Annotated in this window: 21 protein-coding genes; 15 read left to right on the top strand and 6 right to left on the bottom strand. The window is 59.4% G+C overall.

Going from position 1 to position 23,058, the window contains the following annotated elements; translation table 11 throughout:
• Window positions 1-2 precede the first annotated feature (2 nt).
• The 5 genes from ntrX to dusB form a co-directional block, all read right to left on the bottom strand.
• The gene (ntrX, locus tag AC2FEE_RS15325) at window positions 3-1,412 is read right to left on the bottom strand and encodes a nitrogen assimilation response regulator NtrX (RefSeq protein WP_496866195.1); all 1,410 of its coding nucleotides are present in this window, start codon (window positions 1,410-1,412) and stop codon (window positions 3-5) included.
• Entirely contained in the window at window positions 1,409-3,697 is a 2,289-nt protein-coding gene (locus AC2FEE_RS15320; protein WP_496866194.1) for a sensor histidine kinase NtrY-like, read from the bottom strand. Before AC2FEE_RS15320 ends, ntrX begins: the two co-directional genes overlap by 4 nt.
• Window positions 3,698-3,796: 99 nt before the next feature.
• On the bottom strand, window positions 3,797-5,164 hold the full coding sequence (locus tag AC2FEE_RS15315) for a response regulator (RefSeq protein ID WP_496866193.1): 1,368 nt from the start codon (window positions 5,162-5,164) through the stop codon (window positions 3,797-3,799).
• Window positions 5,165-5,202: 38 nt separating this feature from the next.
• The gene (locus tag AC2FEE_RS15310; protein WP_496866192.1) at window positions 5,203-6,270 is read right to left on the bottom strand and encodes a two-component system sensor histidine kinase NtrB; all 1,068 of its coding nucleotides are present in this window, start codon (window positions 6,268-6,270) and stop codon (window positions 5,203-5,205) included.
• Window positions 6,267-7,250 carry a tRNA dihydrouridine synthase DusB gene (gene dusB, locus AC2FEE_RS15305; protein ID WP_496866191.1) on the bottom strand — a complete coding sequence of 328 codons (984 nt, stop codon included), beginning with the start codon at window positions 7,248-7,250 and terminating at the stop codon, window positions 6,267-6,269. Before dusB ends, AC2FEE_RS15310 begins: the two co-directional genes overlap by 4 nt.
• Before the next feature lie 185 nt (window positions 7,251-7,435).
• Here dusB and AC2FEE_RS15300 point away from each other — a divergent pair, with 185 nt between their 5' ends.
• From AC2FEE_RS15300 to AC2FEE_RS15275, 6 genes are all read left to right on the top strand, one after another.
• Window positions 7,436-8,566: a bifunctional 2-C-methyl-D-erythritol 4-phosphate cytidylyltransferase/2-C-methyl-D-erythritol 2,4-cyclodiphosphate synthase gene (locus tag AC2FEE_RS15300; protein WP_496866190.1), complete on the top strand. Its 1,131-nt coding sequence runs from the start codon at window positions 7,436-7,438 to the stop codon at window positions 8,564-8,566.
• On the top strand, window positions 8,563-9,060 hold the full coding sequence (locus AC2FEE_RS15295; protein WP_496866189.1) for a phosphatidylglycerophosphatase A family protein: 498 nt from the start codon (window positions 8,563-8,565) through the stop codon (window positions 9,058-9,060). The genes AC2FEE_RS15300 and AC2FEE_RS15295 overlap by 4 nt, the downstream gene beginning before the upstream one ends.
• Window positions 9,057-9,536 (top strand): CinA family protein, encoded by a 480-nt coding sequence (locus AC2FEE_RS15290; protein ID WP_496866188.1) that lies wholly within the window; start codon window positions 9,057-9,059, stop codon window positions 9,534-9,536. Before AC2FEE_RS15295 ends, AC2FEE_RS15290 begins: the two co-directional genes overlap by 4 nt.
• A gap of 146 nt (window positions 9,537-9,682) precedes the next feature.
• Entirely contained in the window at window positions 9,683-10,864 is a 1,182-nt protein-coding gene (locus AC2FEE_RS15285; protein ID WP_496866187.1) for an ammonium transporter, read from the top strand.
• Window positions 10,865-11,007: 143 nt separating this feature from the next.
• Window positions 11,008-11,688: an orotate phosphoribosyltransferase gene (locus AC2FEE_RS15280; RefSeq protein ID WP_496866186.1), complete on the top strand. Its 681-nt coding sequence runs from the start codon at window positions 11,008-11,010 to the stop codon at window positions 11,686-11,688.
• 224 nt (window positions 11,689-11,912) lie between these two features.
• A complete protein-coding gene (locus AC2FEE_RS15275) occupies window positions 11,913-13,403 on the top strand; it encodes a replicative DNA helicase (protein WP_496866185.1) in 1,491 nt (496 codons plus the stop codon).
• On the opposite strand, the gene AC2FEE_RS15270 is transcribed toward AC2FEE_RS15275, so the two are convergent.
• Window positions 13,404-13,943, bottom strand: a complete 540-nt coding sequence (locus tag AC2FEE_RS15270) for a GNAT family N-acetyltransferase (RefSeq protein WP_496866184.1) — start codon at window positions 13,941-13,943, stop codon at window positions 13,404-13,406. It lies immediately after the preceding gene.
• Between the two features lie 216 nt (window positions 13,944-14,159).
• Between AC2FEE_RS15270 and alr the strand changes: the two genes are divergently transcribed.
• The 9 genes from alr to purF all read left to right on the top strand — a co-directional run bounded on the left by alr (window position 14,160) and on the right by purF (window position 23,057).
• Window positions 14,160-15,194: an alanine racemase gene (gene alr, locus AC2FEE_RS15265; protein WP_496866183.1), complete on the top strand. Its 1,035-nt coding sequence runs from the start codon at window positions 14,160-14,162 to the stop codon at window positions 15,192-15,194.
• Window positions 15,191-15,973 (top strand): MlaE family ABC transporter permease, encoded by a 783-nt coding sequence (locus AC2FEE_RS15260; RefSeq protein WP_496866182.1) that lies wholly within the window; start codon window positions 15,191-15,193, stop codon window positions 15,971-15,973. The genes alr and AC2FEE_RS15260 overlap by 4 nt, the downstream gene beginning before the upstream one ends.
• Window positions 15,970-16,716: an ABC transporter ATP-binding protein gene (locus AC2FEE_RS15255; protein ID WP_496866181.1), complete on the top strand. Its 747-nt coding sequence runs from the start codon at window positions 15,970-15,972 to the stop codon at window positions 16,714-16,716. Before AC2FEE_RS15260 ends, AC2FEE_RS15255 begins: the two co-directional genes overlap by 4 nt.
• Before the next feature lie 118 nt (window positions 16,717-16,834).
• Window positions 16,835-17,317, top strand: a complete 483-nt coding sequence (locus tag AC2FEE_RS15250; protein WP_496866180.1) for a cytochrome b — start codon at window positions 16,835-16,837, stop codon at window positions 17,315-17,317.
• Window positions 17,318-17,389: 72 nt separating this feature from the next.
• Entirely contained in the window at window positions 17,390-17,842 is a 453-nt protein-coding gene (locus AC2FEE_RS15245) for a paraquat-inducible protein A (protein WP_496866179.1), read from the top strand.
• Between the two features lie 229 nt (window positions 17,843-18,071).
• Window positions 18,072-18,776, top strand: a complete 705-nt coding sequence (locus AC2FEE_RS15240; protein WP_496866178.1) for a DNA repair protein — start codon at window positions 18,072-18,074, stop codon at window positions 18,774-18,776.
• 122 nt (window positions 18,777-18,898) lie between these two features.
• Window positions 18,899-20,260: a DNA repair protein RadA gene (radA, locus tag AC2FEE_RS15235; RefSeq protein WP_496866177.1), complete on the top strand. Its 1,362-nt coding sequence runs from the start codon at window positions 18,899-18,901 to the stop codon at window positions 20,258-20,260.
• A gap of 41 nt (window positions 20,261-20,301) precedes the next feature.
• On the top strand, window positions 20,302-20,907 hold the full coding sequence (locus AC2FEE_RS15230) for a CvpA family protein (RefSeq protein WP_496866176.1): 606 nt from the start codon (window positions 20,302-20,304) through the stop codon (window positions 20,905-20,907).
• Window positions 20,908-21,533: 626 nt separating this feature from the next.
• Window positions 21,534-23,057, top strand: coding sequence for an amidophosphoribosyltransferase (purF, locus tag AC2FEE_RS15225; protein WP_496866175.1), 1,524 nt, complete (start codon window positions 21,534-21,536; stop codon window positions 23,055-23,057).
• The last annotated feature ends 1 nt before the right edge of the window (window position 23,058 follow it).

Raw genomic sequence — 23,058 nt, 5'->3', positions numbered from 1 at the left:
GATTATTCCGCCGGTTCGGGTTCATCAATTTGCGCCACCCGTGCGCCGGATTTGTTCGAGGTCACCACACCCAGCGATTTCAGCTTGCGGTGCAGCGCGCTGCGCTCCATCCCAACAAAGCTGGCGGTGCGGCTAATATTGCCTCCGAAGCGGTTGATCTGGGTCAGCAGGTACTCTCGTTCGAACGCCTCGCGCGCTTCGCGCAGCGGCAAGGTCGCAAGGGCCCCCGAAAGCACCACGCGGCCCGAATCGTCGGTCTTTTCCTCTTCTGCCGGCAGTTCCTTGGCCTCAATCGGCCCCGATTCATCACCTAGGATCAACACACGTTCGATCAGGTTCTTGAGCTGACGTACGTTGCCGGGCCAGGTCATCGTCTGCAACAACGCCACCGCCTCTTCCGAGATCTCGCGCATCGCAAGCCCTTGGGTCTCGTTGCACATTTCAATGAAATGCTGCGCCAGAACCGGGATATCCTCGCGCCGCTCTTCCAGCGACGGCACCGCTATCGGCACCACGTTCAGGCGGTGGTAAAGTTCCTCGCGGAAGCGGTCGGCGCTGATTTCATGCTCCAGATCACGGTTGGTGGAGGAGATCACCCGCAGATCAACCCGCACCTTGTCCGATCCGCCCACACGTTGAAACTGCTGGTCAACCAGCACGCGCAGGATTTTGGACTGGGTGCCCAAAGGCATATCCGCAACCTCGTCGAAGTAAACCACACCGCCATGGGCCTCTTCCAGCAGACCGGATTCGATGCCGCGCTCCGAGGATTCGCGACCGAACAGCACCTCCTCGACGCGCTCAGGTTCAATCCCGGCGCAGTTCACGGTCACGAAGGGCGCGTTGGCGCGGTTGGAATGAGCGTGAATATACCGCGCCGCGATTTCCTTGCCTGACCCCGCCGGACCGCTCAGCATCACACGGCCGTTGGATTTGGTCACTTTGTCCAACTGGCTCTGCATCGCACGGAAAGCAGCAGATTTGCCGATCATGTCGGAACTGGTGACCTCTTTGCGCTTGAGCGACGCATTCTCGCGACGCAGGCGAGAGGTTTCCATCGCCCGGCGGATCACCACCATCAGTTGGTCGATATTGAAGGGCTTTTCGATAAAGTCGTAAGCGCCTTGTTTGATTGCCGCTACCGCAATTTCGATGTTGCCGTGGCCGGAAATGATCACCACCGGCACATCGGGGTTATCGCGTTTCACCGCCTTCAGGATATCGATCCCGTCCATGCGGCTGTCCTTCAGCCAGATATCCAGAATCAACAGCCCCGGTGGCTCCGAATTGATCTCGGCCATGCACTCATCCGAGTTGCCAGCCAGCCGGGTTGAATAGCCTTCGTCCTCCAGAATGTCGGACACCAGCTCGCGAATATCGCGTTCGTCATCTACGATCAGAATGTCACTCATCTTTGGCCTGCTTTCAGTTTGTTTGTATGAATTGCCTGCTTCTGTGGCGCTGCGGTCGGAGAGAGATTACCCCCCGGCAAACGGATCACGGCCATCGCACCGAAATGGTCCTGTCCGTCAAAGACGGGCGCGTCTTCCAGGGTGAGCGCTCCGCCATGTTCTTCGATGATCTTCTTGACGATGGGCAGGCCCAGCCCGGTGCCCTCGTCCCGTGTGGTCACATACGGCTCGAACAGGCGCGCCCGGTCTTCGGGCAGGCCGATGCCGTTGTCTGCAATGGTAATGACCGTCCCCGCATCGTCGCTGGTTACGTCCACTTTGATTTGCGGCTTCAGATTGTCCGGCGGGCCTTTTTTCTTCAAGGTTTCGATGGCCTCGCCCGCGTTCTTGATCAGGTTTGTAAGAGCCTGATTCAGCATTGTAGCATCCAGATCGGCCAGAATTGGGTGATCCGGCAGAGTAGCGTCGATCTGAACATCCGGTTGCCCGGCCTGTTGCAACAACACCGCCTCGCGCACCAGTCCGACAATGTCTTCTTCGCGCCGGTCTGGTTCTGGCATCCGCGCGAATTTCGAAAACTCATCCACGATCCGCCGCAGGTCGTTGGTCTGCCGCACAATCACGTCGGTCATGGATTCGAGGCTGTCGCAATCCTCTTCATTCAGTTTGCGTGAGAATTTGCGTTTGATCCGCTCGGCGCTCAGCTGGATCGGGGTCAGCGGGTTCTTGATTTCGTGTGCGATGCGCCGGGCCACATCTCCCCACGCGGCCATACGCTGCGCGCTAACCAGATCGGTCACGTCGTCGAACGCCACCACATATCCTTCAAGCCCGCCATCCTCACCGCGTCGCGTCGCCATCCGAACCAGCAGGTTTTCCAACCGTCCTTTGCGTGTAACTTTAACCTCGCCCTGAACTGCTTCCTGCCCGCTTTCCTTGAGGCTTTCGAAAAGCGGAAGGAACTCGGGTACGGCGATTCCAATTGAGAGCTTCTCGTCCACATGCGCCCAGTCCAGCAGACGTTCGGCCGAGCGGTTCACAAAGGTCACACAGCCATCCGGGTCAACCCCGACCACACCTGACGTCACCGAGCTGAGCACCGAATCGAACAGGCGACGACGGCGTTCGATCTGGCGGGTGTTTTCCAGCAGAGTGTCGCGTTGGCCTTTAAGTTGCCGGGTCATCTGGTTGAAATAACGGCCCAACATGGCGATCTCATCGTCGCTGGCTTCTTCGATCACCTGCACACTCAGGTCACCCGCACCGACGCGCTGCGCCGCCGTGGTCAACCGCCCAACCGGGCGCGACAGACGCTCGGCGAACCACATGCCCAGCGACATCGCCGCCAGAATCAGGATCACCGCAAAACCCAGGTACAACAGACCGAATTCGAACAGCACCCGGCCCCGTTCACTCTCAAGCTGCTGGTAAAACTGCACCGTTTCCTTTGTGTCATCCAGCAGCGTCAGCAACTGGCCATCCACCTCGCGGCTGACATAGAGATACCGGTCGAGATAGGCCTGCAATGGAACCAGCGCGCGAAACTCGCTGTTTTGCCAGTCAGCGATGATCAGCAATCCATTGTCGGTGGCTTCGACCATCTGTTCGGGTGTGGGCGCTTCGAAGTTGAACAGATAGGACCGATCCCCACGTGACCGGATTTCTCCACTACCATCAATTACATAGGCCTCGCGCAGGCCGCGCTGAATTTGCGCTTGCCCCTGTGCGAGCACTTCGCGCAGTTCCGCATCCGAGATATAAAAATCCCGTGAACGCGCGTTGTCTAGGAACCGCGCTAAAACAACGGCGTCCTGCGTCAGACCCTCGCGATGTTCCTGCTCGTAAGCCTCAGCTGCTGTCAGGGATGAGCCCACAACCTCTCGTACGCGGTCCGAGAACCACCCCTCAAGCCCGATATTCACAGTCAGACCTGCAAAGATCGCAACGGTGACAGTCGGCACCAGAGCCAACAGCGTGAATGCGCCGATCAGTCGAAGGTGCAGACGGGAACCCGCCGATTTCGCCCGTCGAGCAGCGATCAGACTGCCGACCTGCCCCAGAACCAGCGCAGCAACGACAAGCACATACACAAGGTCCGCAAGAAGAATCAGGCGTAGCGTGGGGGCCGTCGCCCCCAGATCAAACGGACCTATGACAAGATAGGTGGCAAGCGCCAACGCTGGGCCTAGAAGAACCAGCCCCAAGGTGCCGAAATTGCGCAGTTTTCGGGATTTCCGCCACCGATTGATCGCTGGAATCGGCCCGCTCTGTGCCCGGGTTGCCACCGTCTGCCCTCATCCTGATGTGTCGCGTGCGCGACTTACCGCCATATGTCGTGGTCCTTGCCGGGAGTGAACCCGGATGCCACAATTTGTGTGGCGATATTACATCAGTTTGCGTCGACGTGTCACCTGAATATCGAGGTCTGTAATCTTTTTCCGCAGGGTATTCCGGTTGATCCCCAGCAAATCCGCACATTTTGCCTGATTTCCGCCGGTTGCGTCCAGAGCCAGTTCGATCAACGGCGCCTCAACCTCGCGCAGGATGCGTTGATACAGCCCCGGAGGCGGCAGCAAATTTCCATGCAGGTCGAAATAACGGCGCAGGTGGCGCGCCACCGAGGCTGACAGTTTCTCACGCTCGCCATCACCCAGAACCGGTTCGGCCTCGGGTTGACTACCCAGCACCATTTCGACCTCGGCTTTGGTGATTTCATCCGCACGACTGGTCAGGCTCAGACGGCGGATTGCGTTTTCCAACTGCCGCACGTTGCCCGGCCAGGAATAACGCCGCACCAGTTCCACCGCATCCGGGCTGAGCCAGCGTTTGGCGCCATGCTCACGTTCTTCGCGCGCCAGAAAATGATCCGCCAGCAGGGTGATATCGTCGACCCTCTCCCGCAGGGCTGGCACATGCACGGTCGCGCCGCACAGGCGGTAGTAGAGGTCCTGCCGCACCCGACCGCTTTCCATCGCTTCGGTCAGGTCCGACTGGCTGGTGGCCATGAAACGCGGTACGTGGTCGCCGGGTGTGTCCATCATTCGGACGATGCGAGCCTGCAACTCGTCCTCAATATCGGCTATCTCATCGATCAGAAGGGTGCCGCCACGTACCCGCGCCATCACCCGCGCGGGGCCTTCCAGATCACGCAGATCGCCGGCGGTGGCCGTCACAAACGGCAACGTGCGTCGGTCCGAGAAATCATGAATAGCGCGTGCGATCAGGGACTTACCGGTGCCACTTTCACCGGAAATCATCACTGACAGATCGGTATTCATCACTCTTGCGACCAGCCGATACAGGGCCTGCATCACCGGAGTCCGCCCGACCAGAGGCAGTTCTTCCGGCCCGTCATCAGTAGTTTCCAGCACTTCGGTCTGTACGCGCTGTTTCTGCTCCAGCGCCCGCGCGGTGCGTTTCATAAGATCGGGCAGATCGAACGGCTTGGGCAAATAGTCGTATGCATCGGCCTCAGCCGCCTGAATCGCCGTCATGATCGTGTTTTGGGCCGAGATCACGATGACCGGCAAACCGGGCCGGTCCTGCGCAATCTTGGGCAGCATCTCTAACCCGTTGCCATCCGGCATGACCACGTCCGAGATCACCACGTCGCCCTTGCCTTCCCCGACCCAGCGCATCAGCGTAGTCAATGAAGATGTGGCGTGAACCTTGCACCCCGCCCGCGTCAGGGCCTGGGTCAGAACGGTGCGGATCGTGCGGTCATCATCTGCGACCAGTACTGTGCCATCCATCGGGTGCTCTCCTTATGTCTTTGCTCTTGTCGGCTGTTTCAGGTTGCGTCTTTCGGTGCTCGCCTCAGCGAGATGCGAAACACCGTGCGGCCCGGCACCGAGTCGGTGGAAATCCAGCCGTCATGGTCCGAGATGATCTTGCTCACCAGCGCCAAACCAAGGCCGGTGCCGTTTTCCCTGCCCGACACGAACGGGTCGAAGATATCGCTGCGGATCTTATCGGGCAGACCCGGACCGTCGTCGATGATCTCGATCTGCAGCGGCAGCGAATGGCCGGAACCGTCACTGCGGCGCAGACGGAAGGAGTGTTCGAAATAGGTACGCAGGCGAATGGTTCCACCTTTTGGATCAGCGGCTTCCGAGGCGTTCTTGAGCAGGTTCAGCACCACCTGCAGGAATTGATCCGGGTCGCCATAAGCCAGCGGTAGCGAGGGGTCGTAATCCTCAATGATCTTCATATGCGCGCCAAACCCAAGCAGCGCCGAGCGCCGGGCACGATCCAGGACGTCGTGAATGTTGACCGGCTTGAAATCGGGCTGCGAAAGGTTGCCGAACTGCTCGACCTGTTCCAGCAGCTTCACGATACGGCGGCTTTCGGCGACGATAAGATCTGTGAGCTCCAGGTCTTGCTGAGGAATATTCATGCTCAGCAACTGCGCCGCCCCGGTGATTCCGGCCAGCGGGTTCTTGATCTCATGCGCCAGCATCTCGGCCATTCCGATGGCCGACTGCGCAGCGGATTTCACTGTGTTGCCCCTAGTCATCCGCCCCGCCAGCTCGCGCGGCGAGATGATCATGATCATCGACCCCGGATGCCCGACCAAAGGCGCGATCTGCAACGCGCATTGCAGCGGCGCACGATTACCCGACCCGGCATCCACGTCATTCACAAACAGCGGCGTACTCTGCGCCCGCGCGCGCAGGAAAGCTTCTTCCAACGGCGCGTCCACGGCGATCTGATCCCAGACCGGGTGCCCGATCACTGACTTGCGCGAGGCGTTCAGAAACCCCTCACCAGCCGAGTTGACATCGGCAATCCGGTCCTCGGCGTCGATGATGAAGGCCGGAACCGGCAGCGAGGTCCAGATGCTTTGATCCGATATCATGCCGCCACCTCTGCATCGGCGCTCAACGCATCACCAAGTAGGCGCAACACTTCATCCGTATCGCGCGAGGTTAGAACGGCGCGGCGCAGCGCGGGGGTCGTTCCGGCCTCATCCATGTACCAGCCGAGATGCTTGCGCGCGACGCGCAGACCCAGATCAGAGCCGTAGAATTCGAGCATCGCCTGATAATGTGCGCGCACCATGTCGATTAGATCGTTGTCCGTGGGAATGACGGGAGCCTCGGCGCCGTAAAGGTCGTGGCAGATTTGCGCCAGCAGCCAGGGTTTGCCCTGCGCCCCGCGCCCAACCATGACCCCATCGGCCCCCGACTGTTCCAAAGCCTTGCGCGCAGAGCCCGAGCCCACAATATCCCCGTTGGCGATGACCGGGATCGAGACCGCCTCTTTCACCGCCCGAATTGCGCGCCAGTCTGCGTGCCCTTTGTAGAACTGACAGCGGGTGCGGCCATGGATTGTGACCATGCGGATACCGGCCTCTTGCGCCCGTCGCGCCACGTCAGGCGCGTTCAGCAGAGTGTCGTCCCAGCCCAAACGGGTCTTCAGCGTGACCGGCACGTCGACGGCCTCGACCACCGCTTCTATTAGGGTCAGCGCGTGATCCGGCGTTTTCAGCAGGGCAGATCCGGAATAGCCATTGGTCACCTTCTTGGCCGGGCAGCCCATGTTGATATCAATCACCCGCGCGCCGCGATCTGCCACTTGGCGTGCGGCCTCGGCCATCCAATGCGCCTCGCGCCCGGCCAGTTGCACGGCGGTGTTTTCCACATCCGCCGACAGCTCGGCCCGCTCGCGCACGCCGGGCTTGGCCTGCACCATCTCCTGACTGGCGACCATCTCGCTGACAACCATACCCGCGCCAAAGCGCATCACCAGATCACGGAACGGCCGGTCGGTGATTCCGGCCATCGGAGCCAGCAGCACCGGCGGGTTCAGGTCTTTGTCGGCGAGTTGAAGAGTCAACGTGCTTAATCCTTGGGCAATTGCGGCTTTGATATCGAATTCAGCGCATATGAACAACAAAACGGCGGCCATCAAGCCCGCAAAATCATCACATGCCTAATTTTTAGGCAGGTTAACGCGGGTGATTGCCTCTGCATTCACCGCACCCTAAACATTGCCCTCGAAACACCGGAGTAAATGCCCTCATGACCACCGCCGCCATCATCGTTGCCGCAGGACGTGGGCTGCGCGCCGGAGGGGAAATTCCCAAACAATGGCGCCCGCTGGCCGGGCGGCGCGTTGCAGACTGGACTATTGATCGGTTTCGAGGCCAAGTGGACCACATCGTGCTGGTCCTGTCGGAAGATGACATCCCCGCGTGGGTTGAATTTGAAAACACCAACCTGATTCTGGCCAATGGCGGCAGCGACCGGGCGGGTTCGGTCCGCAACGGCCTTGCTGCTCTTGCAGAGCTTGCGGTCGATCATGTCCTTATACACGACGTCGCCCGCCCCTGTGTCGGATTGCAAATCATTCAACACGTTCTGGACACGCTGAAATCCCATTCCGCAGCGGCACCGGGATTGGCGGTGACCGATGCGCTCTGGACCGGGGACGGAGCTGTAGTAACAGGTACGCAGGATCGCTCGGGCCTGTTTGCGGCGCAGACACCGCAAGGCTTTCACTATGATACAATCGTTGCGGCCCATAACGCTCATCCCGGAGGGGCGGCCGATGACGTCGAGGTCGCCCGCGCTGCCGGTCTGGACGTGGCCATCGTGCCAGGCGATGCGAATAACATCAAAATCACACAGCCCGAGGATTTTGCCCGGGCAGAACGCATATTGGGAACAGATATGGATGTAAGGCTGGGCAACGGGTACGACGTGCATCGGTTTGGCGACGGGGATCACGTGATCCTGTGTGGCGTGAAGGTACCGCATGGGCGCGGCCTGCAAGGGCATTCGGACGCAGATGTGGGCATGCACGCGGTGACCGACGCGATCTATGGCGCACTGGCGCGGGGCGATATCGGTCAGCACTTCCCGCCCTCGGACCCGCAATGGAAAGGTGCCGCCAGCGAGGTATTCCTGCGTCACGCGGTCGAACTGGCCGATGAGATGGGCTACCGGATATCGAATGTCGACTGCACGCTGGTCTGTGAACACCCCAAGATCGGCCCTCACGCGCCCGCCATGCGGGAGGAGATGGCGCGGATCATGGGGCTGCGTGCCGATCAGGTCTCGGTCAAGGCAACCACGTCGGAACGTCTGGGGTTCACCGGCCGTAGTGAGGGGATTGCCTCGGTAGCCACAGCCTGTCTGGTGAAATCATGAACGCCGCGCGTTTGATCGGAACCGTCTGCGGCGTTGGATATCTTCGTCCGGCACCGGGCACATGGGGGTCATTGGTCGCCCTGCCCTTGGCGTGGGTCTTGCATGTGTTGGGTGGCTTCCCGTTACTGGTGATCGCAACCATCGCCGTGTTCCTCGGCGGCCTCTGGGCAACCCGCGTGATGACGGCGGGCCAGGACAACCACGACCCGTCCGAGATCGTCATAGACGAGGTCGCCGGGCAATTCACCGCCCTGTGGGCGATATCCTATCCATCCTGGGCGCATGGGATCGAGATCACGGCGCTCTGGCCCGGCTGGATCGCCGGATTCTTGCTGTTCCGCCTGTTCGACATCACCAAACCCGGCCCGGTCGGTTGGGCTGACCGGCGCAACGATGCGATGGGCGTGATGCTGGACGATGTGATCGCAGGCGTCTTTGCCGGGGTCGGCGTGCTGATCCTTGCCGGTATCGCACACGGAGTGCTGGGCCTGTGACCGTCGCCGCGCTTCTTGACCGCGCCAAGGCGCAAGGCGTGATGATCGCCACCGCCGAAAGCTGCACCGGCGGCATGGTCGCCGCGGCGCTGACCGATATCCCCGGCAGTTCCGCCGTGGTCGAACGTGGCTTTGTCACCTACACCAACACAGCCAAACAGCAGATGCTGGGTGTACGGGCCGAGACGCTGGCGGCGCATGGCGCGGTGTCTGAACAGGTCGCGGGTGAAATGGCCGAGGGCGCGCTGCGCAACTCGGATGCGCAACTCACCGTTTCGGTCACAGGTATTGCTGGCCCCGGCGGGTCCGAGTTCAAACCCGAGGGCCGGGTCTGCTTTGGACTGGCCGTTGACGGTTCACCAACCCGCACCGAAACGGTGGAGTTTGGCGCGCTCGGTCGCGACAACGTTCGTCGTGCGGCGCGGGATCACGCGCTGGAGCTGCTTTCACAAGGGCTTTTCACTACCGCCCAATAATAAGGCAACACACGCGTTATGGCGCGCATTTAATCACCAGTTAACAAAAAGCCGCCAAAACAGGCGCCAACAATCGCATCTGCCTCTTTTTTCCCCGACCTCTCTCCGCTTCAAGGCACCACGCAAGCTGAAGAGGAGACCGGCCGATGAATGGAGCCGATACCGCCTGGATCATAGTGGCAACCGCCCTGGTCCTGTTCATGACATTGCCGGGACTGGCCCTGTTTTACGGTGGCCTAGTGCGGGCCCGCAACGTTCTGAGCGTCTTTATGCACTGCTTCAGCATCGCCTGCCTGATGAGCATCCTGTGGCTGGTCGCGGGATACTCCATCGCGTTCGGCGACAGCGGGTCGGGCCTGTGGGGCGGTCTGGGCAAGGCCTTCCTGAACGGTGTCGATGCCGACAGCCTTTCCGGCAACCTGCCCGAGGTTCTGTTCTTTGCCTTCCAGATGACCTTCGCTATCATTACCCCGGCCTTGATCGTCGGTGCCTATGTCGAACGCGTCGGCTATGGCTTTGTCCTGACGTTCTCGGCCCTTTGGATGCTTTTGTGCTACGCGCCAGTCGTTCACTGGATCTGGGGCGGCGGCATCCTGACCGATGGCGGTATCCTGGGTGAGGTCGGTGTCCGCGACTTTGCAGGTGGCATCGTGGTGCACGAAACGGCCGGTCTCGCCGCGTTGATCATAGCCGTCATCCTCGGGCCGCGCCGCAACCGCACCACCCCTCCACACAACCCCGGGTTTGTCATGATCGGCGCCGCGATGCTGTGGGTTGGCTGGTTCGGCTTTAATGGCGGCTCGCAACTGGCGGCCGATGGCGGCGCTGCGATGGCGATGACCGTGACACATATCTCGGCCGCGACCGCCTCACTTACATGGGCGCTGTGGGAACGCATCAAGTATGGCAAAGCTTCGATGGTGGGCTTGGTCACCGGCACGATCGCCGGTCTGGCCTCGATCACCCCGGCCTCGGGCTATGTTGATCCGGTGCAGGCATTGATTATTGGTGCTGTGGCTGGCGTCCTATGTCAGGAAGCCGTGAACGTTATCCGTAACATGCTGAACATCGACGATACGCTGGACGTGTTCGCGGTACACGGTGTAGGTGGCATCTTCGGTACCATCATGATCGCCGTCTTTGGCCTGGGCGCGTGGACCGCGCAACTCGGCGGGCTGGTGATCGTAGGTGCCTTTACGTCAGTTGTCACATTTGTGTTGATCAAGGTGGTTGCGCTGATCACGCCGCTTCGCGTAGACGCAGAGACTGAAACAAACGGGCTTGATCTGTCGGTACACGGCGAGCGGGCCTACGATATGAGCAGCTGAGCCCACCTTGGCTGCTACTTGCCCGCAAGGGCCAAAGCGGACCTCCCACCGGGGTCCGCTTTTCTTTTGCGCGCAAGCCTCTCGACTCTGGGTCAAGGGTCAGGCTATCAGCCCGCAATGTCATTCAGATCCGAGGTCCCGCCATGATCCCCAGTTCCTTTCCCGATAGCACTGAAATCGCCCGCCTGACCGCGCGGATGCTACTGGAGATCAAAGCTGTGCATTTCAATTCGCGCGAGCCTTTCACCCTCGCCAGCGGCCTGCCCAGCCCGACCTATATCGACTGCCGCAAGCTGATTTCATACCCGCGGATCCGATCCACCCTGATGGATTTCCTGACGGTCACAGTGATGCGCGATGCGGGGTTCGAGGCGTTCGACAATATCGCCGGTGGTGAGACTGCTGGCATTCCTTTCGCGGCAATGGTTGCCGAACGCATGGCCCTGCCGATGACCTATGTGCGCAAAAAGCCCAAAGGCTACGGCCGCAACGCCCGCATCGAAGGCGCGATGAGCGAAGGGGAGCGTGTTCTGCTGGTCGAAGACCTGACCACCGATGGCGGCTCGAAACTGTCCTTTGTGGATGCGATCCGCGAGACCGGCGCGACCTGTGGGCATACGGCTGTGATTTTCTACTACGGCATCTTCCCCGAGACCGAGAAAACCCTCGGCGATCATGGTGTAAAACTGCACCACCTGTGCACATGGTGGGATGTTCTGGCCGAGGCCAAGGCGCAGAAAGCCTTTGACGAAGAGACACTTGATGGCGTCGAGGCCTTTCTGAACGACCCGCGCGGTTGGCAGGACGCGCATAAACCCGCGTAAACTTGCTGTGGGTCTTTTGGGGATAACTGCGTTAGAATCGGGTGCGGGCAAACAATATGTAGTGACATCCGACCGATATCCTACATAATAAACCACATCCATTCTGGCACCACGGCGTCTGCAATAGTTATCCCAAGGCCTTACCCACAGTTAGCCACAGGTATTTCCAGATAGCCGACACGGCCTTGACGCGTGTAAAGAACACCGTGGGCAGCGGGGACAAAATGAACGAGATAAGCAGCATCGAGCAGGCAGCGGCGCAAATTCAGAATGCCGATACCATGCCGCATTCCATTGAAGCCGAACAGCAGCTTCTGGGCGCAATTCTGACCAACAACGATCTCTATGATCGTGTGGCTTCGATCATCGGGTCGGAACATTTCTATGACCCGGTTCATGCGCGTATCTACGAGGTTGCAGCCAACCGCATCGCCAAGAATGCGCTGGCCTCTCCGGTGACGCTGAAATCCTTCATGGCCGAGGATGAGGGCCTGAAGGAACTGGGCGGCCCTGCATATCTGGTCAAACTGGCGGGTGCCTCGATCAGCGCTTTTGCTGTGCATGATTATGCGCAGATGATTTATGACCTGGCGATCCGGCGCGAACTGATCCGCTTGGGCCGGGATATCTCGGACAAGGCCGCGCGGGTTGATGTTAGCAGCGAGCCGAAAGAACAAATCGTCGAAGCCGAGCAACAGCTTTATCAGTTATCCGAGCAGGGCCAGACTGAACAGGGATTTCAATCCTTCCTCAAGGCGGTCACAGAAGCCGTCAACGTCACCAATGAAGCATACCAGCGCGGAGGTGGCATGGCGGGGATCTCTACCGGTCTGGCCGACTTGGACAAGCAGTTGGGTGGCCTGCACCCGTCTGACCTGATCATCCTGGCCGGTCGCCCGTCGATGGGGAAAACCTCACTTGCGACCAACGTGGCCTTCAACGTGGCGAAAGCCTACAAGCGTGGCACCAAACCCGACGGCAGCGAAGGCGCGATTGACGGCGGCGTAGTCGGGTTCTTTTCGCTGGAAATGAGCGCCGAACAGTTGGCTGGCCGGGTCCTGGCCGAGGCTTCCGAGATATCCTCGCACAAAATCCGTCAGGGCGACATGACCGAGGCCGAGTTCCGCCGTTTTGTGGACGCGGCCAAGGAATTGGAAGCCTGCCCTCTGTTTATTGACGACACCCCTGCCCTGCCGATCTCGCAGCTTGCCGCCCGCGCGCGGCGGTTGAAGCGAACCCACGGGCTGGACTTGCTGGTGATCGATTACCTGCAGCTCTGCCGTGGCATGGCCGACAATCGGGTCAACGAAATCGCCGAGATTTCGATGGGCATGAAGGCCATCGCCAAGGAGCTCAACATCCCCGTCATCGCGCTGTCCCAGCTGTCGCGTCAGGTCGAAAGCCGCGACGACAAGCGGCCGCAACTGTCCGACTTGCGGGAATCGGGCTCGATCGAACAGGACGCCGACGTGGTGATGTTCGTGTTCCGCGAAGAATACTACAAGGAACGCGAAAAACCCGGTGATCACGAGCTGGAAAAGATGGAAGAGTGGAAGCAGGCCATGGAGCGCCTGCACGCCAAAGCCGAAGTTATCGTCGGCAAGCAGCGTCACGGCCCCATCGGCACGGTGGAACTATCCTTCGAGGCGCAGTTCACCCGTTTTGGCAATCTGGTCAAACCCTGGCAGCAGGACGGCCAGATCGAGAGTTATTGATTACCACAAGTCGGGCCTGTTGAACGCGCTGACACAGCGCGACGGGCCTTCAATTGGCGTCTCACCGCCCCTCAAAGATTGCCCGATCCATCCATGCGGCATACTCAGCGGCATGGGCGGTTGGGCGTCCGCTTCCGTCATCGGCTGAAACCCGGTTTTGCCGTAGTAGGCCGGGTCGCCATAGGACACGACAAAATCCACACCGTGCAGGCGCAGCTGCTCTAGCCCGAAACCGATCATCTTTTGACCGACCCCTGATTTCTGTCGATCGGTCCGCACCGCCACCGGAGACATCAGGAACACCTGACGCGGATCCTGATCATAGTGAAGCCGAGAAAACAGGATACACCCGGCCAGCACTTCGCGGTCCAAGGCCAGAACGCCCAGCAGATCCTCCCCGGGGGTCGAGTTCAAAAGATCTGCCGCCAAAGCTCCGATCACGCGCCCCTCGTCCTCGCCCTCGGACGCGGTAAAGACATCCCGAAACAGTCCCGGCAACTCGGCGGCTCTGGCCTTGTAGTCAGCTGTCAGGTTCAACATATTCGGCTCCAATACAGCGGCATCGACAGTCCCCTTCAATTCCCGCAGTTGATCACAGCGCAAACACAATGGCGAGACTCGGTGCACGGCCACAAAGGCCTTTTTTCGCCAAGGCCTTGCGACACAGGCCAAAAGCTGCGCGGTATCGCAACGATATGCACAAGAATTGCCGTATTCCCCCTTGACCTGCCGCGCTCCAATGTCATGAACAGCACCATGAGTACCGCACGTTTGACGATCAATCTTCAGGCGCTGGCCAGCAACTGGCGGGCGCTCAACGCTAAAACGGATGTCGAGACCGGCGCCGTGGTCAAAGCCGACGCCTATGGCCTTGGGGCTGGGCCGGTGTCAGCGACCCTTGCCGAGGAAGGCGTTCGTAAGTTTTTTGTTGCCGTTGCCGAAGAAGGCGTCGCTGTACGAAAGGCCATTGGCCCCGGCCCGATGATTGGCGTTTTCTCGGGCCATATGGAGGGTGACACCGACCTGCTGCGCGATCATGACCTGACGCCGCTGATCAATTCACCCGAACAATTTCTGCGCCACCAACAATCACTGCCGGATCACCCCTTTGGCATTCAGCTGGACAGCGGCATGAACCGACTGGGTCTGGAGCCGGCAGAATGGGCCGAACTGCGCCCCAAGGCCGAGCCATTGAACCCGGCGGTGGTCATGTCGCACCTGGCCTGCTCAGATGAACCCGACCACCCGATGAACCGCCAGCAACTGAAAACCTTCCGCGAGATGACGGACGGCGTCAACGCCCCCCGGTCTCTGGCGGCCACGGGCGGCACGTTGTTGGGACCTGAATTCCATTTCAACTTCTGCCGCCCCGGTGTCGGCCTTTACGGCGGCATGCCCTTTGCCGACGCCAAGCCCGTGGTGACAGTCGATCTGCCCGTCATTCAGGTACGAGCAGTCGAGGTCGGAGAATCCGTCGGCTATGGCAACAGCTGGATTGCCCGTCGCCCATCGCGCATCGCGACCGTGGCGGCAGGTTATGCCGACGGTCTGCACCGTGCCATTGGCGGCGGTATTGACACATTTGCCAGCGGCAGGCCCTGTCCCGTGGTTGGCCGGATCTCAATGGATCTGATCACCGTCGACGTTACTGACCTGCCCGAAGACCCCGAACGCCTGCGCATTCTGAACGGCCACCAGACTGTCGATGATCTGGCCGAAGCCGCGGGCACCATCGGGTATGAAATCCTCACCTCGCTTGGCGCGCGCTTTTCTCGGGGTTACGTGGAATGAACCCGCTCAACCTGCTGGGCGGTCTGGGCCGGGCGGTCCTGGCGCTGTTCGCCACCTTCGGCAAAGTCGCGCTGTTTTCAGTGGATGCGATCTCGCACATCTTCCGCCCGCCGTACTACCCGCGAGAGTTTATCGTTGCGCTGATGAATATCGGCTGGCTGTCGTTGCCGGTTGTCGGCATGACCGCCATCTTCACCGGTGGCGCGCTGGCCCTGCAAATCTACGCTGGTGGCGCCCGTTTCAACGCCGAGGCCGTGGTGCCACAAATCGTCGCCATCGGTATGGTACGCGAACTGGGCCCCGTTCTGGTTGGCCTGATGATCGCGGCACGCGTGACCTCTTCCATCGCGGCCGAGATCGCCACCATGAAAGTGACCGAGCAGATCGATGCGCTGGTCACCCTGTCGACCCACCCAATGAAATACCTGACCGCTCCGCGCGTTCTGGCCGCACTGATCACCGTTCCGCTACTGGTCGGGATCGGAGACATCATCGGCATCGCGGGCGGCTATGCGGTCGCGACACAGAATCTGGGCTTCAATCCGGCAAACTACCTGTCGAACACGGTCAATTTCCTTGAAGTCCGTGACATCGTCTCATCGCTGGTCAAAGGGGCCGCTTTCGGCCTGATTGCAGCGATCATGGGCTGCTACTACGGCATGGATTCGGGCCGCGGCGCGCAGGGTGTGGGCCGGGCCACCAAATCCTCGGTCGAATCCGCCGCCATCATGATTCTGGCCGCCAACTTCATTCTGACAGGGGTGTTCTTCTCGCTATGATCCGGATGGAGAATGTACATAAGGCATTTGGCGATAATCAGGTTCTGCAAGGCATGAACCTAGAGATCCCTAAAGGCACTTCGATGGTCATCATCGGCGGTTCTGGCACCGGTAAATCCGTGGCGCTGAAATGTATCCTGGGCCTGATCAAATCCGACAGTGGCATGATCTACGTGAACGGCAAGGACGCGACCAAGGGCGACCGCGATAAGTTTCTGGCCCGCTTCGGGATGCTGTTTCAGGGCGCGGCGCTATTTGACTCGCTGCCCGTCTGGCAAAATGTCAGCTTCCGCCTGTTGCGCGGTCCGCTGAAACGACCGCCGGAATATGCCCGCGAGATTGCCATCGAGAAACTGCGCCGCGTAGGTCTGAAATCCGATGTGGCCGACCGCTTTCCTTCTGAGCTGTCGGGCGGGATGCAGAAACGCGTGGGCCTCGCCCGCGCCATCGCCGCCGAGCCCGAGATCATTTTCTTCGACGAGCCCACCACCGGTCTCGACCCGATCATGTCCGGCGTCATCAACGACCTGATCCGCGAGATCGTGACCGAGATGGGCGCCACCGCGATGACCATCACCCACGACATGAGTTCGGTCCGCGCGATTGCCGACAACGTCGCCATGCTGCACGGAGGCGTCATCCAGTGGACCGGCCCGGTTGGGCAGATGGACGCCTCGGGCGATCCTTATGTGGAGCAGTTCATCAGCGGGAGTGCAGAAGGGCCGATTGAGGCGGTGCGGTAAATAATCCTTCGGCTCTCTGATAAAGCAAAAAAAACCACAAAAACTTCTCTGCGATCGACGGATTTTCTGAAGGCACACGTTGAACATATACATGCTAAATGTTCATCGGAGCTTCCCCATGCCCAATTCATATTCCCGCACACAAATAGCCCTTCATTGGGTGATTTTTTTGCTGATTTCCGCTCAATTCCTCTTTGAAGACCCAATCTCTGAGGCGTGGCAAAAGGTCGAACAGGGATTGCCGGTCGGTTTTCATCCTATGGTTGCATTTCATGTGTTTGGTGGGCTGCTGATTCTGGCGCTTGTGTTGTGGCGCATTGCGTTGCGCCTGACGCGCGGGGCTCCCCCGCTGCCGCAAAAGGAAACCGCCAGCATGAAATTGGCCGCGCACGCCACCCATCTGTCAATGTATGCGCTGATGGTCCTGTTGCCGGTCTCAGGCGCCCTCGCTTGGTTCGGCAATGTGCAGATGGGCGCGGAGGTGCACGAAGTGTTTAAAACGCTGATGCTGGCTCTCATCCTTTTGCACATAGCTGCCACGCTGTTCCATCAATTCGTGCTGAAAACCAATCTGATGGCACGTATGAAACGCATAGGATAACAGATGGAGGTGCGTGCTTGCACGCACCGCCCACAGCCGTAGAGTGAGATCAAACTCATCAGACCGGCTGCCATGACCCTCCGCCTCACCACCCTCTCGCTTCTGATCCTCTACCCCATCGCGTGGTTTGCCCCGTTGATGCGCGCGGGTCTGCTGCCGATCTTCGGCCTGTCCGAAATCAGCGTCATCACCGGCCTGCAATCGCTATGGAAATCGGACGTCTTCCTGGCGCTGATCGTCACAATCTTCGCTCTCTTCGCGCCCTATATCAAAACCATCGGCACTGCTCTGATCCAATGGGACTTGCTGGACGTGCGCGTTCAACCCGCACTGAATATCCTCGGCAAACTGGCCATGGCCGATATTTTCCTGATCGCGCTTTACATCACTCTGGCCAAAGGAATTTCCTACGCCACCATCGAAACCGCATGGGGCCTCTACCTGTTCACAGCCTGTATTTTGGCCTCGATCGCACTGGGTCACATTACCGAAATGACACGCAGATCACGAAATCCTCAGAGCTAATTGATTGAAAACGCTTATCTGAGTATCATCTTTATATTTCGAGCAGTAAAAATTTGTAGTTTACGGGTCCGCAGCGGATCATTCTGCGTGTTTTAGGTGTCTCCGCTTGGGCTTGGTGTTAACCGGTTCCAGAAGGAGTTCGTCAATCATGACCGCCCTCCATAGTATCACATTGCAATTTCAGAATGCCTTTTTAAAACTGACTTTTTTCCTGATATGCTCAGCCGCAATGCTATCCGTCTCAGCCACACTTCTGTCCGCTTTGGGAGTATTACCCTGGCTCTCGATTCAGGCCGGATTCGGTGACAGCGCGGTAACCGATGCAGGGATGTACGTTCAGATCGGTCTGACCGCGCTGATTCTGATGCTGGCGTTCTACCTGCCAGCCAATGCGCGGATGATGGCGTTGGAAAACAACCATCGGAAATTCGCGCTGAACATGCACGACATCTCGTCCGCGTATCAGATGGCCCATGCGGCCGATCGCGAAGGGCTGTTCATGATGTCGTCCGAATTCGACGCGGTCAAAGAGCGGATGGCCTTTTTGCGACAACACCCTGACCTTCAGTCGCTCGAGCCCGAGATCCTGGAGCTTGCAGCTCAGATGAGCCAAGTCAGCCACGAGCTGGCCGAGACCTATGGCGACGTCAGGGTCAATCGCGCGCGGACCTTCCTGCAGCAGAGGCAAGAAGAGATCGAACTGTTCCAGAAACGGCTCGCAGAGGCCCAGGTGATCCAGGGCGAGTTGCGCCAGTGGACGCGGGATGTCGAGTTGGAAGAATCCATCGCCAAATCTCAGCTAACACGTTTGCGTGATGAACTGTTTGAACTGCTGCCCGAGTTGTCGGCCCAGTTGCAGACCCCGCCGAAGGACAAGACCCCCAATGCGTCCAGCGTTGTTGCCATGTCGCGACCGCCCCGCGCCGCGGAATAGGTGCGACAGCACCCGCTGCGGACGATGGTCCCATTGGGGCCTGAGGGCGCAGCCCCCCACCGGCTGAGATGAAAACCCCGCTAGGGCTTGAAGAACTGCCTGTCCTCGGGCACCAAGGCCCCATGGCAAAGACGACTTTCTCCTGCTCGGCCTGCGGCGCGTCACATTCGCGCTGGTCCGGGCGCTGCGACGCATGCGGTGAGTGGAACACCATTTCGCAGGACGTCCCCCTTTCCGCTGGACCCGCGAAAAAATCCCTCGGTGGCAAACGTGGCCAGTCCATGGCACTCACGGACCTCTCCACCGAGGAAACGCCCCTACCCCGCACGCTCTGCGGGGTTGAGGAACTGGACCGCGTACTGGGTGGCGGCCTTGTCCCCGCCTCGGCCCTGCTGGTTGGCGGAGACCCCGGGATCGGAAAATCCACCCTTTTGCTGCAGGCCGCGGCGCGGTTTTCCCGCGCGGGCGTCAAAACCATCTATGTCTCGGGCGAAGAAGCCAGTGCGCAGGTTCGCATGCGCGCGCGCCGTCTTGGGCTGGAAGACGCCCCGGTCCAGCTGGCTGCTGAGACCAACCTGCGCAACATCCTGACGACACTCGAGGCGGAAAAGCCCGGCCTGGCTATCATCGACTCGATTCAGACCATGTGGGCGGACAATGTGGACAGCGCCCCCGGATCGGTGTCACAAGTTCGAGCCGCAGCACATGAATTGACCACGTTTGCGAAACGACACGGTGTTTCGATCATCATGGTCGGTCACGTCACCAAGGAAGGCCAGATCGCAGGCCCTCGCGTGGTCGAGCATATGGTCGATACCGTGCTTTATTTCGAAGGCGAGCGCGGCCATCAGTTCCGCATCCTGCGCGCGGTCAAGAACCGCTTTGGCCCCGCAGACGAGATCGGGGTGTTCGAAATGACCGGCAAAGGGTTGGCCCAGGTTACAAACCCCTCGGCCCTGTTCCTGTCAGAACGCGGCACGCCCAGCCCCGGATCGGCCGTGTTCGCAGGTATCGAAGGAACGCGCCCTGTTTTGGTAGAATTACAAGCACTTGTGGCACCGTCCCCTCATTCCCAACCTCGCCGTACCGTGGTCGGATGGGATAGTGGGCGGCTGGCCATGATCCTTGCTGTTCTTGAAGCACGCTGCGGCATCCCCTTTGCCGGGTTGGACGTTTACCTGAACGTGGCCGGAGGGATGAAGATCAGCGAACCGGCCGCCGACCTTGCCGTAGCGGCCGCATTGCTGAGTGCCCGAGAAGACACAGCTCTGCCCGCTGATACGGTGATTTTCGGAGAAATCTCGTTATCTGGGGCACTTAGACCGGCCCCGCAGACAGAAAACAGGTTGAAAGAAGCCCAAAAACTTGGTTTCACGTCGGCAATCGCTCCGGCGGGCGGCAAAACCGGTACTGTGGCAGGTCTGACACTCACCCGACCCTCTGATTTGGTGGGGTTTGTTGGCGAAACCTTCGGAGCAGGTTAAAGTAACGCCTTGAGGGGCAGAAAAAAATACAGGCGAGGGCCATGGAAGGTTTTACAATAATCGACGGGGTGGTTGCCCTGATCATCGTCGTGTCGGGCTTGTTGGCCTATTCGCGCGGGTTTTTACGTGAGGTATTGGCCATCGCGGGCTGGGTCGCGGCGGCTGTTCTGGCCTTCATTTTTGCGCCCCAGGCTGTACCACTGGTGAAAGAGATCCCGGTGGTCGGAGATTTCCTGCGCGACAGCTGCGAATTATCGGTGATCACCGGCTTTGCCGCTGTGTTTGCCATCGCGCTGATTGTGGTCAGCATCTTTACACCGCTGTTTTCGTCGATCGTTCAGCGCTCGGCCATTGGCGGACTGGACCAGGCACTGGGTTTCTTCTTCGGCATTGCGCGCGGCATCCTGTTGGTGGCCATCGCCTTCTTTGTCTATGACACTGTTATGACTGGGCAGTCCTATACGATCGTCGACGAAAGCCGCTCGGCCAAAGTGTTCGAACAGTTCAGCGACCGGATCGAAGAACAAAACCCGGAACAGGCTTTGGGCTGGGTCACTCAGCAATATGAAGAGCTTGTGGCAAGCTGCAACGGCGGCACCGAGACCACGGAACAACCGGCCACCACCGAACCAGCCACCACCGAATAAAAAAATGCCCGGCTTTGTCCGGGCGTTTTTATGATTCTGCGCGCCGTTATTGGCTGACAAAGCCCTCGCCCGCGCAGACTGTACACCTAATGGTTTTCAGACCGAAGCAGCCATCGCAGCGTCCAAAAACCGACTTACCGTGAATATCGCGGCTTTTGACCACCTCTCCGGCTCCTTTGCAGATCGGACAAGGCGCGCGTCCCATACCACGGCACCGATGGCACCGGCGCTTTACGGGCTCATCCTTGTTTTTTCCTTGCTTGTGTTCCCACATGGCGACGCCCTAACCGAACCTGATTTCTCTAAAAACGTCATTTCTTTCGCAATGACAGCACATGCCTGTGCCTGTGTCACCTTTTGATGCCGTGACAGGCAAAATACACCCGTAGGAAACATCAATTGTGATCCTTTGATGACACAGGCCCCGTAAGGCATTATGTGGATGCCGAACTGACATGGAATCGGAGCCACCGATCTTGCTGACCCTGTTTACTTTCGCGCTCGCCCTCGTGACGATGGCGCGTCTGCACCAACAGCCGGGATGGCGGCAAGGCGAACAGGTACACCCTTGCAGATGTTCAGATCATCACCGCTAGTCAAAACGTCATAGAAGTTGGAGCCCGTACATGTGTGGGATTTTGGGGATCGCAAGCAGGACGCATGATGTCTTTGCGGAAATCTATGACGGGCTGCTGATGCTGCAGCACCGGGGTCAGGACGCCTCGGGCATCGTCACCTATAACGGCGAGTTCTTCCGCGAGAAGAAAGCCAACGGTCTGGTCAAGGATGTCTTTAACGCACAGGATGCCGAAACTCTGTTGGGTAAGATCGGCATGGGTCATGTGCGCTATCCCACCGCAGGGTCGCTCAGCGCGTCCGAGGCGCAGCCGTTCTTCGTTAACGCGCCTTATGGCATCTATCTGGTCCACAACGGCAACATCACAAACACTGCTGAACAGCGTGAAAAGGTGACCGCGAAATACAGCCGCCATCTGCGCACGACCTCGGATTCCGAGATTCTGCTGAACGTGCTGGCCGACAAAGTAGCCGATGCAATCAAGGTGAATGGCAACGCCGAGCCAATCCGCAACCTCTTTGCCGGTGTGAAGATGACGATGGAGCGGGTTCAGGGCGCCTATTCGGTGATCTGTCTGGTTGCCGGCGTGGGTATGTTGGCCTTCCGCGATCCCTACGGTATTCGCCCGCTGTCCGTCGCCAAGCGCGATGTGGATGGCAAAGGTGACGACTATGCCTTTGCCTCGGAAGATGTGGCCTTTGGCATCAACGGATTTGACAAGCTGCGCGACGTCAAACCCGGCGAAGCGATCCTGATCGATCTGGACGGCAACATGCACACGTTCCAGGCGGTCGAAGGGCAACTGACGCCGTGTATCTTCGAATATGTCTACCTCGCCCGCCCGGATTCGCTGCTAGACGGCGTCTCGGTTTACAAAACACAGATGCGCATGGGGCAGACTTTGGCCCGTCAGATCGAAGCCGCCGGTCTTGATATCGACCGCATCATTCCCGTGCCCGACAGCGCCCGCCCGGTCGCGCTTGAGGTCGCCAAGGCAATCGGCATCCCCTACCGAGAGGGTTTGGTCAAGAACCGCTATGTCGGACGGACCTTCATCATGCCCGGTCAGGAAGAGCGTCAGAAATCTGTGCGCCGCAAGCTGAACGCCGTTCCGCTGGAGTTCAAGGATCACAACGTGTTGCTGATCGACGACTCGATCGTGCGCGGCAACACAATCAAGAAGATCGTGCAGATGTGCCGCGAGGCCGGAGCCAAGAAAGTCTATATCGCCAGTGCCTCACCGCCGGTGAAATTTCCCAATGTCTATGGCATCGACATGCCCACCAAGCATGAGCTGATCGCCAATGGCAAAGAAATTGAAGAGATCCGGCAGGAGCTGGGCGCCGACGCTCTGTTCTACCAAAATCTCGACGACCTGATCTGGTCAGCAAAGGAAGGCAACCCTGAGATCGAGGCCTTCGACTGTTCCTGCTTTGACGGCAACTACATTACCGGCAGCGTCAGCGACGACTATCTGGACAGTCTGGAGAACAGCAGCCGTGTCAGCAAAAAGCGCGAGGACATGGAGGTTCCCGGCGGGTCGTGGAACGCGGCGAAACTGGCTTCGGGATAAG

The sequence above is a fragment of the Ruegeria sp. YTSC199 genome, from assembly GCF_059609725.1.
Note: the sequence above shows the minus strand (reverse complement) of the source record. Positions and strands in the feature narration are given on the sequence as shown.

Excerpts from the sequence above, each read along its gene's own strand:
- ntrX (WP_496866195.1), bottom strand. The coding sequence starts at position 1,412 with ATGAGTGACATTCTGATCGTAGATGACGAACGCGATATTCGCGAGCTG.
- AC2FEE_RS15315 (WP_496866193.1), bottom strand. The coding sequence starts at position 5,164 with ATGGATGGCACAGTACTGGTCGCAGATGATGACCGCACGATCCGCACC.
- AC2FEE_RS15310 (WP_496866192.1), bottom strand. The coding sequence starts at position 6,270 with ATGATATCGGATCAAAGCATCTGGACCTCGCTGCCGGTTCCGGCCTTC.
- AC2FEE_RS15300 (WP_496866190.1), top strand. The coding sequence starts at position 7,436 with ATGACCACCGCCGCCATCATCGTTGCCGCAGGACGTGGGCTGCGCGCC.
- AC2FEE_RS15295 (WP_496866189.1), top strand. The coding sequence starts at position 8,563 with ATGAACGCCGCGCGTTTGATCGGAACCGTCTGCGGCGTTGGATATCTT.
- AC2FEE_RS15285 (WP_496866187.1), top strand. The coding sequence starts at position 9,683 with ATGAATGGAGCCGATACCGCCTGGATCATAGTGGCAACCGCCCTGGTC.
- AC2FEE_RS15280 (WP_496866186.1), top strand. The coding sequence starts at position 11,008 with ATGATCCCCAGTTCCTTTCCCGATAGCACTGAAATCGCCCGCCTGACC.
- AC2FEE_RS15275 (WP_496866185.1), top strand. The coding sequence starts at position 11,913 with ATGAACGAGATAAGCAGCATCGAGCAGGCAGCGGCGCAAATTCAGAAT.
- AC2FEE_RS15270 (WP_496866184.1), bottom strand. The coding sequence starts at position 13,943 with ATGTTGAACCTGACAGCTGACTACAAGGCCAGAGCCGCCGAGTTGCCG.
- alr (WP_496866183.1), top strand. The coding sequence starts at position 14,160 with ATGAGTACCGCACGTTTGACGATCAATCTTCAGGCGCTGGCCAGCAAC.
- AC2FEE_RS15260 (WP_496866182.1), top strand. The coding sequence starts at position 15,191 with ATGAACCCGCTCAACCTGCTGGGCGGTCTGGGCCGGGCGGTCCTGGCG.
- AC2FEE_RS15255 (WP_496866181.1), top strand. The coding sequence starts at position 15,970 with ATGATCCGGATGGAGAATGTACATAAGGCATTTGGCGATAATCAGGTT.
- AC2FEE_RS15250 (WP_496866180.1), top strand. The coding sequence starts at position 16,835 with ATGCCCAATTCATATTCCCGCACACAAATAGCCCTTCATTGGGTGATT.
- AC2FEE_RS15245 (WP_496866179.1), top strand. The coding sequence starts at position 17,390 with ATGACCCTCCGCCTCACCACCCTCTCGCTTCTGATCCTCTACCCCATC.
- AC2FEE_RS15240 (WP_496866178.1), top strand. The coding sequence starts at position 18,072 with ATGCTATCCGTCTCAGCCACACTTCTGTCCGCTTTGGGAGTATTACCC.
- radA (WP_496866177.1), top strand. The coding sequence starts at position 18,899 with ATGGCAAAGACGACTTTCTCCTGCTCGGCCTGCGGCGCGTCACATTCG.
- AC2FEE_RS15230 (WP_496866176.1), top strand. The coding sequence starts at position 20,302 with ATGGAAGGTTTTACAATAATCGACGGGGTGGTTGCCCTGATCATCGTC.
- purF (WP_496866175.1), top strand. The coding sequence starts at position 21,534 with ATGTGTGGGATTTTGGGGATCGCAAGCAGGACGCATGATGTCTTTGCG.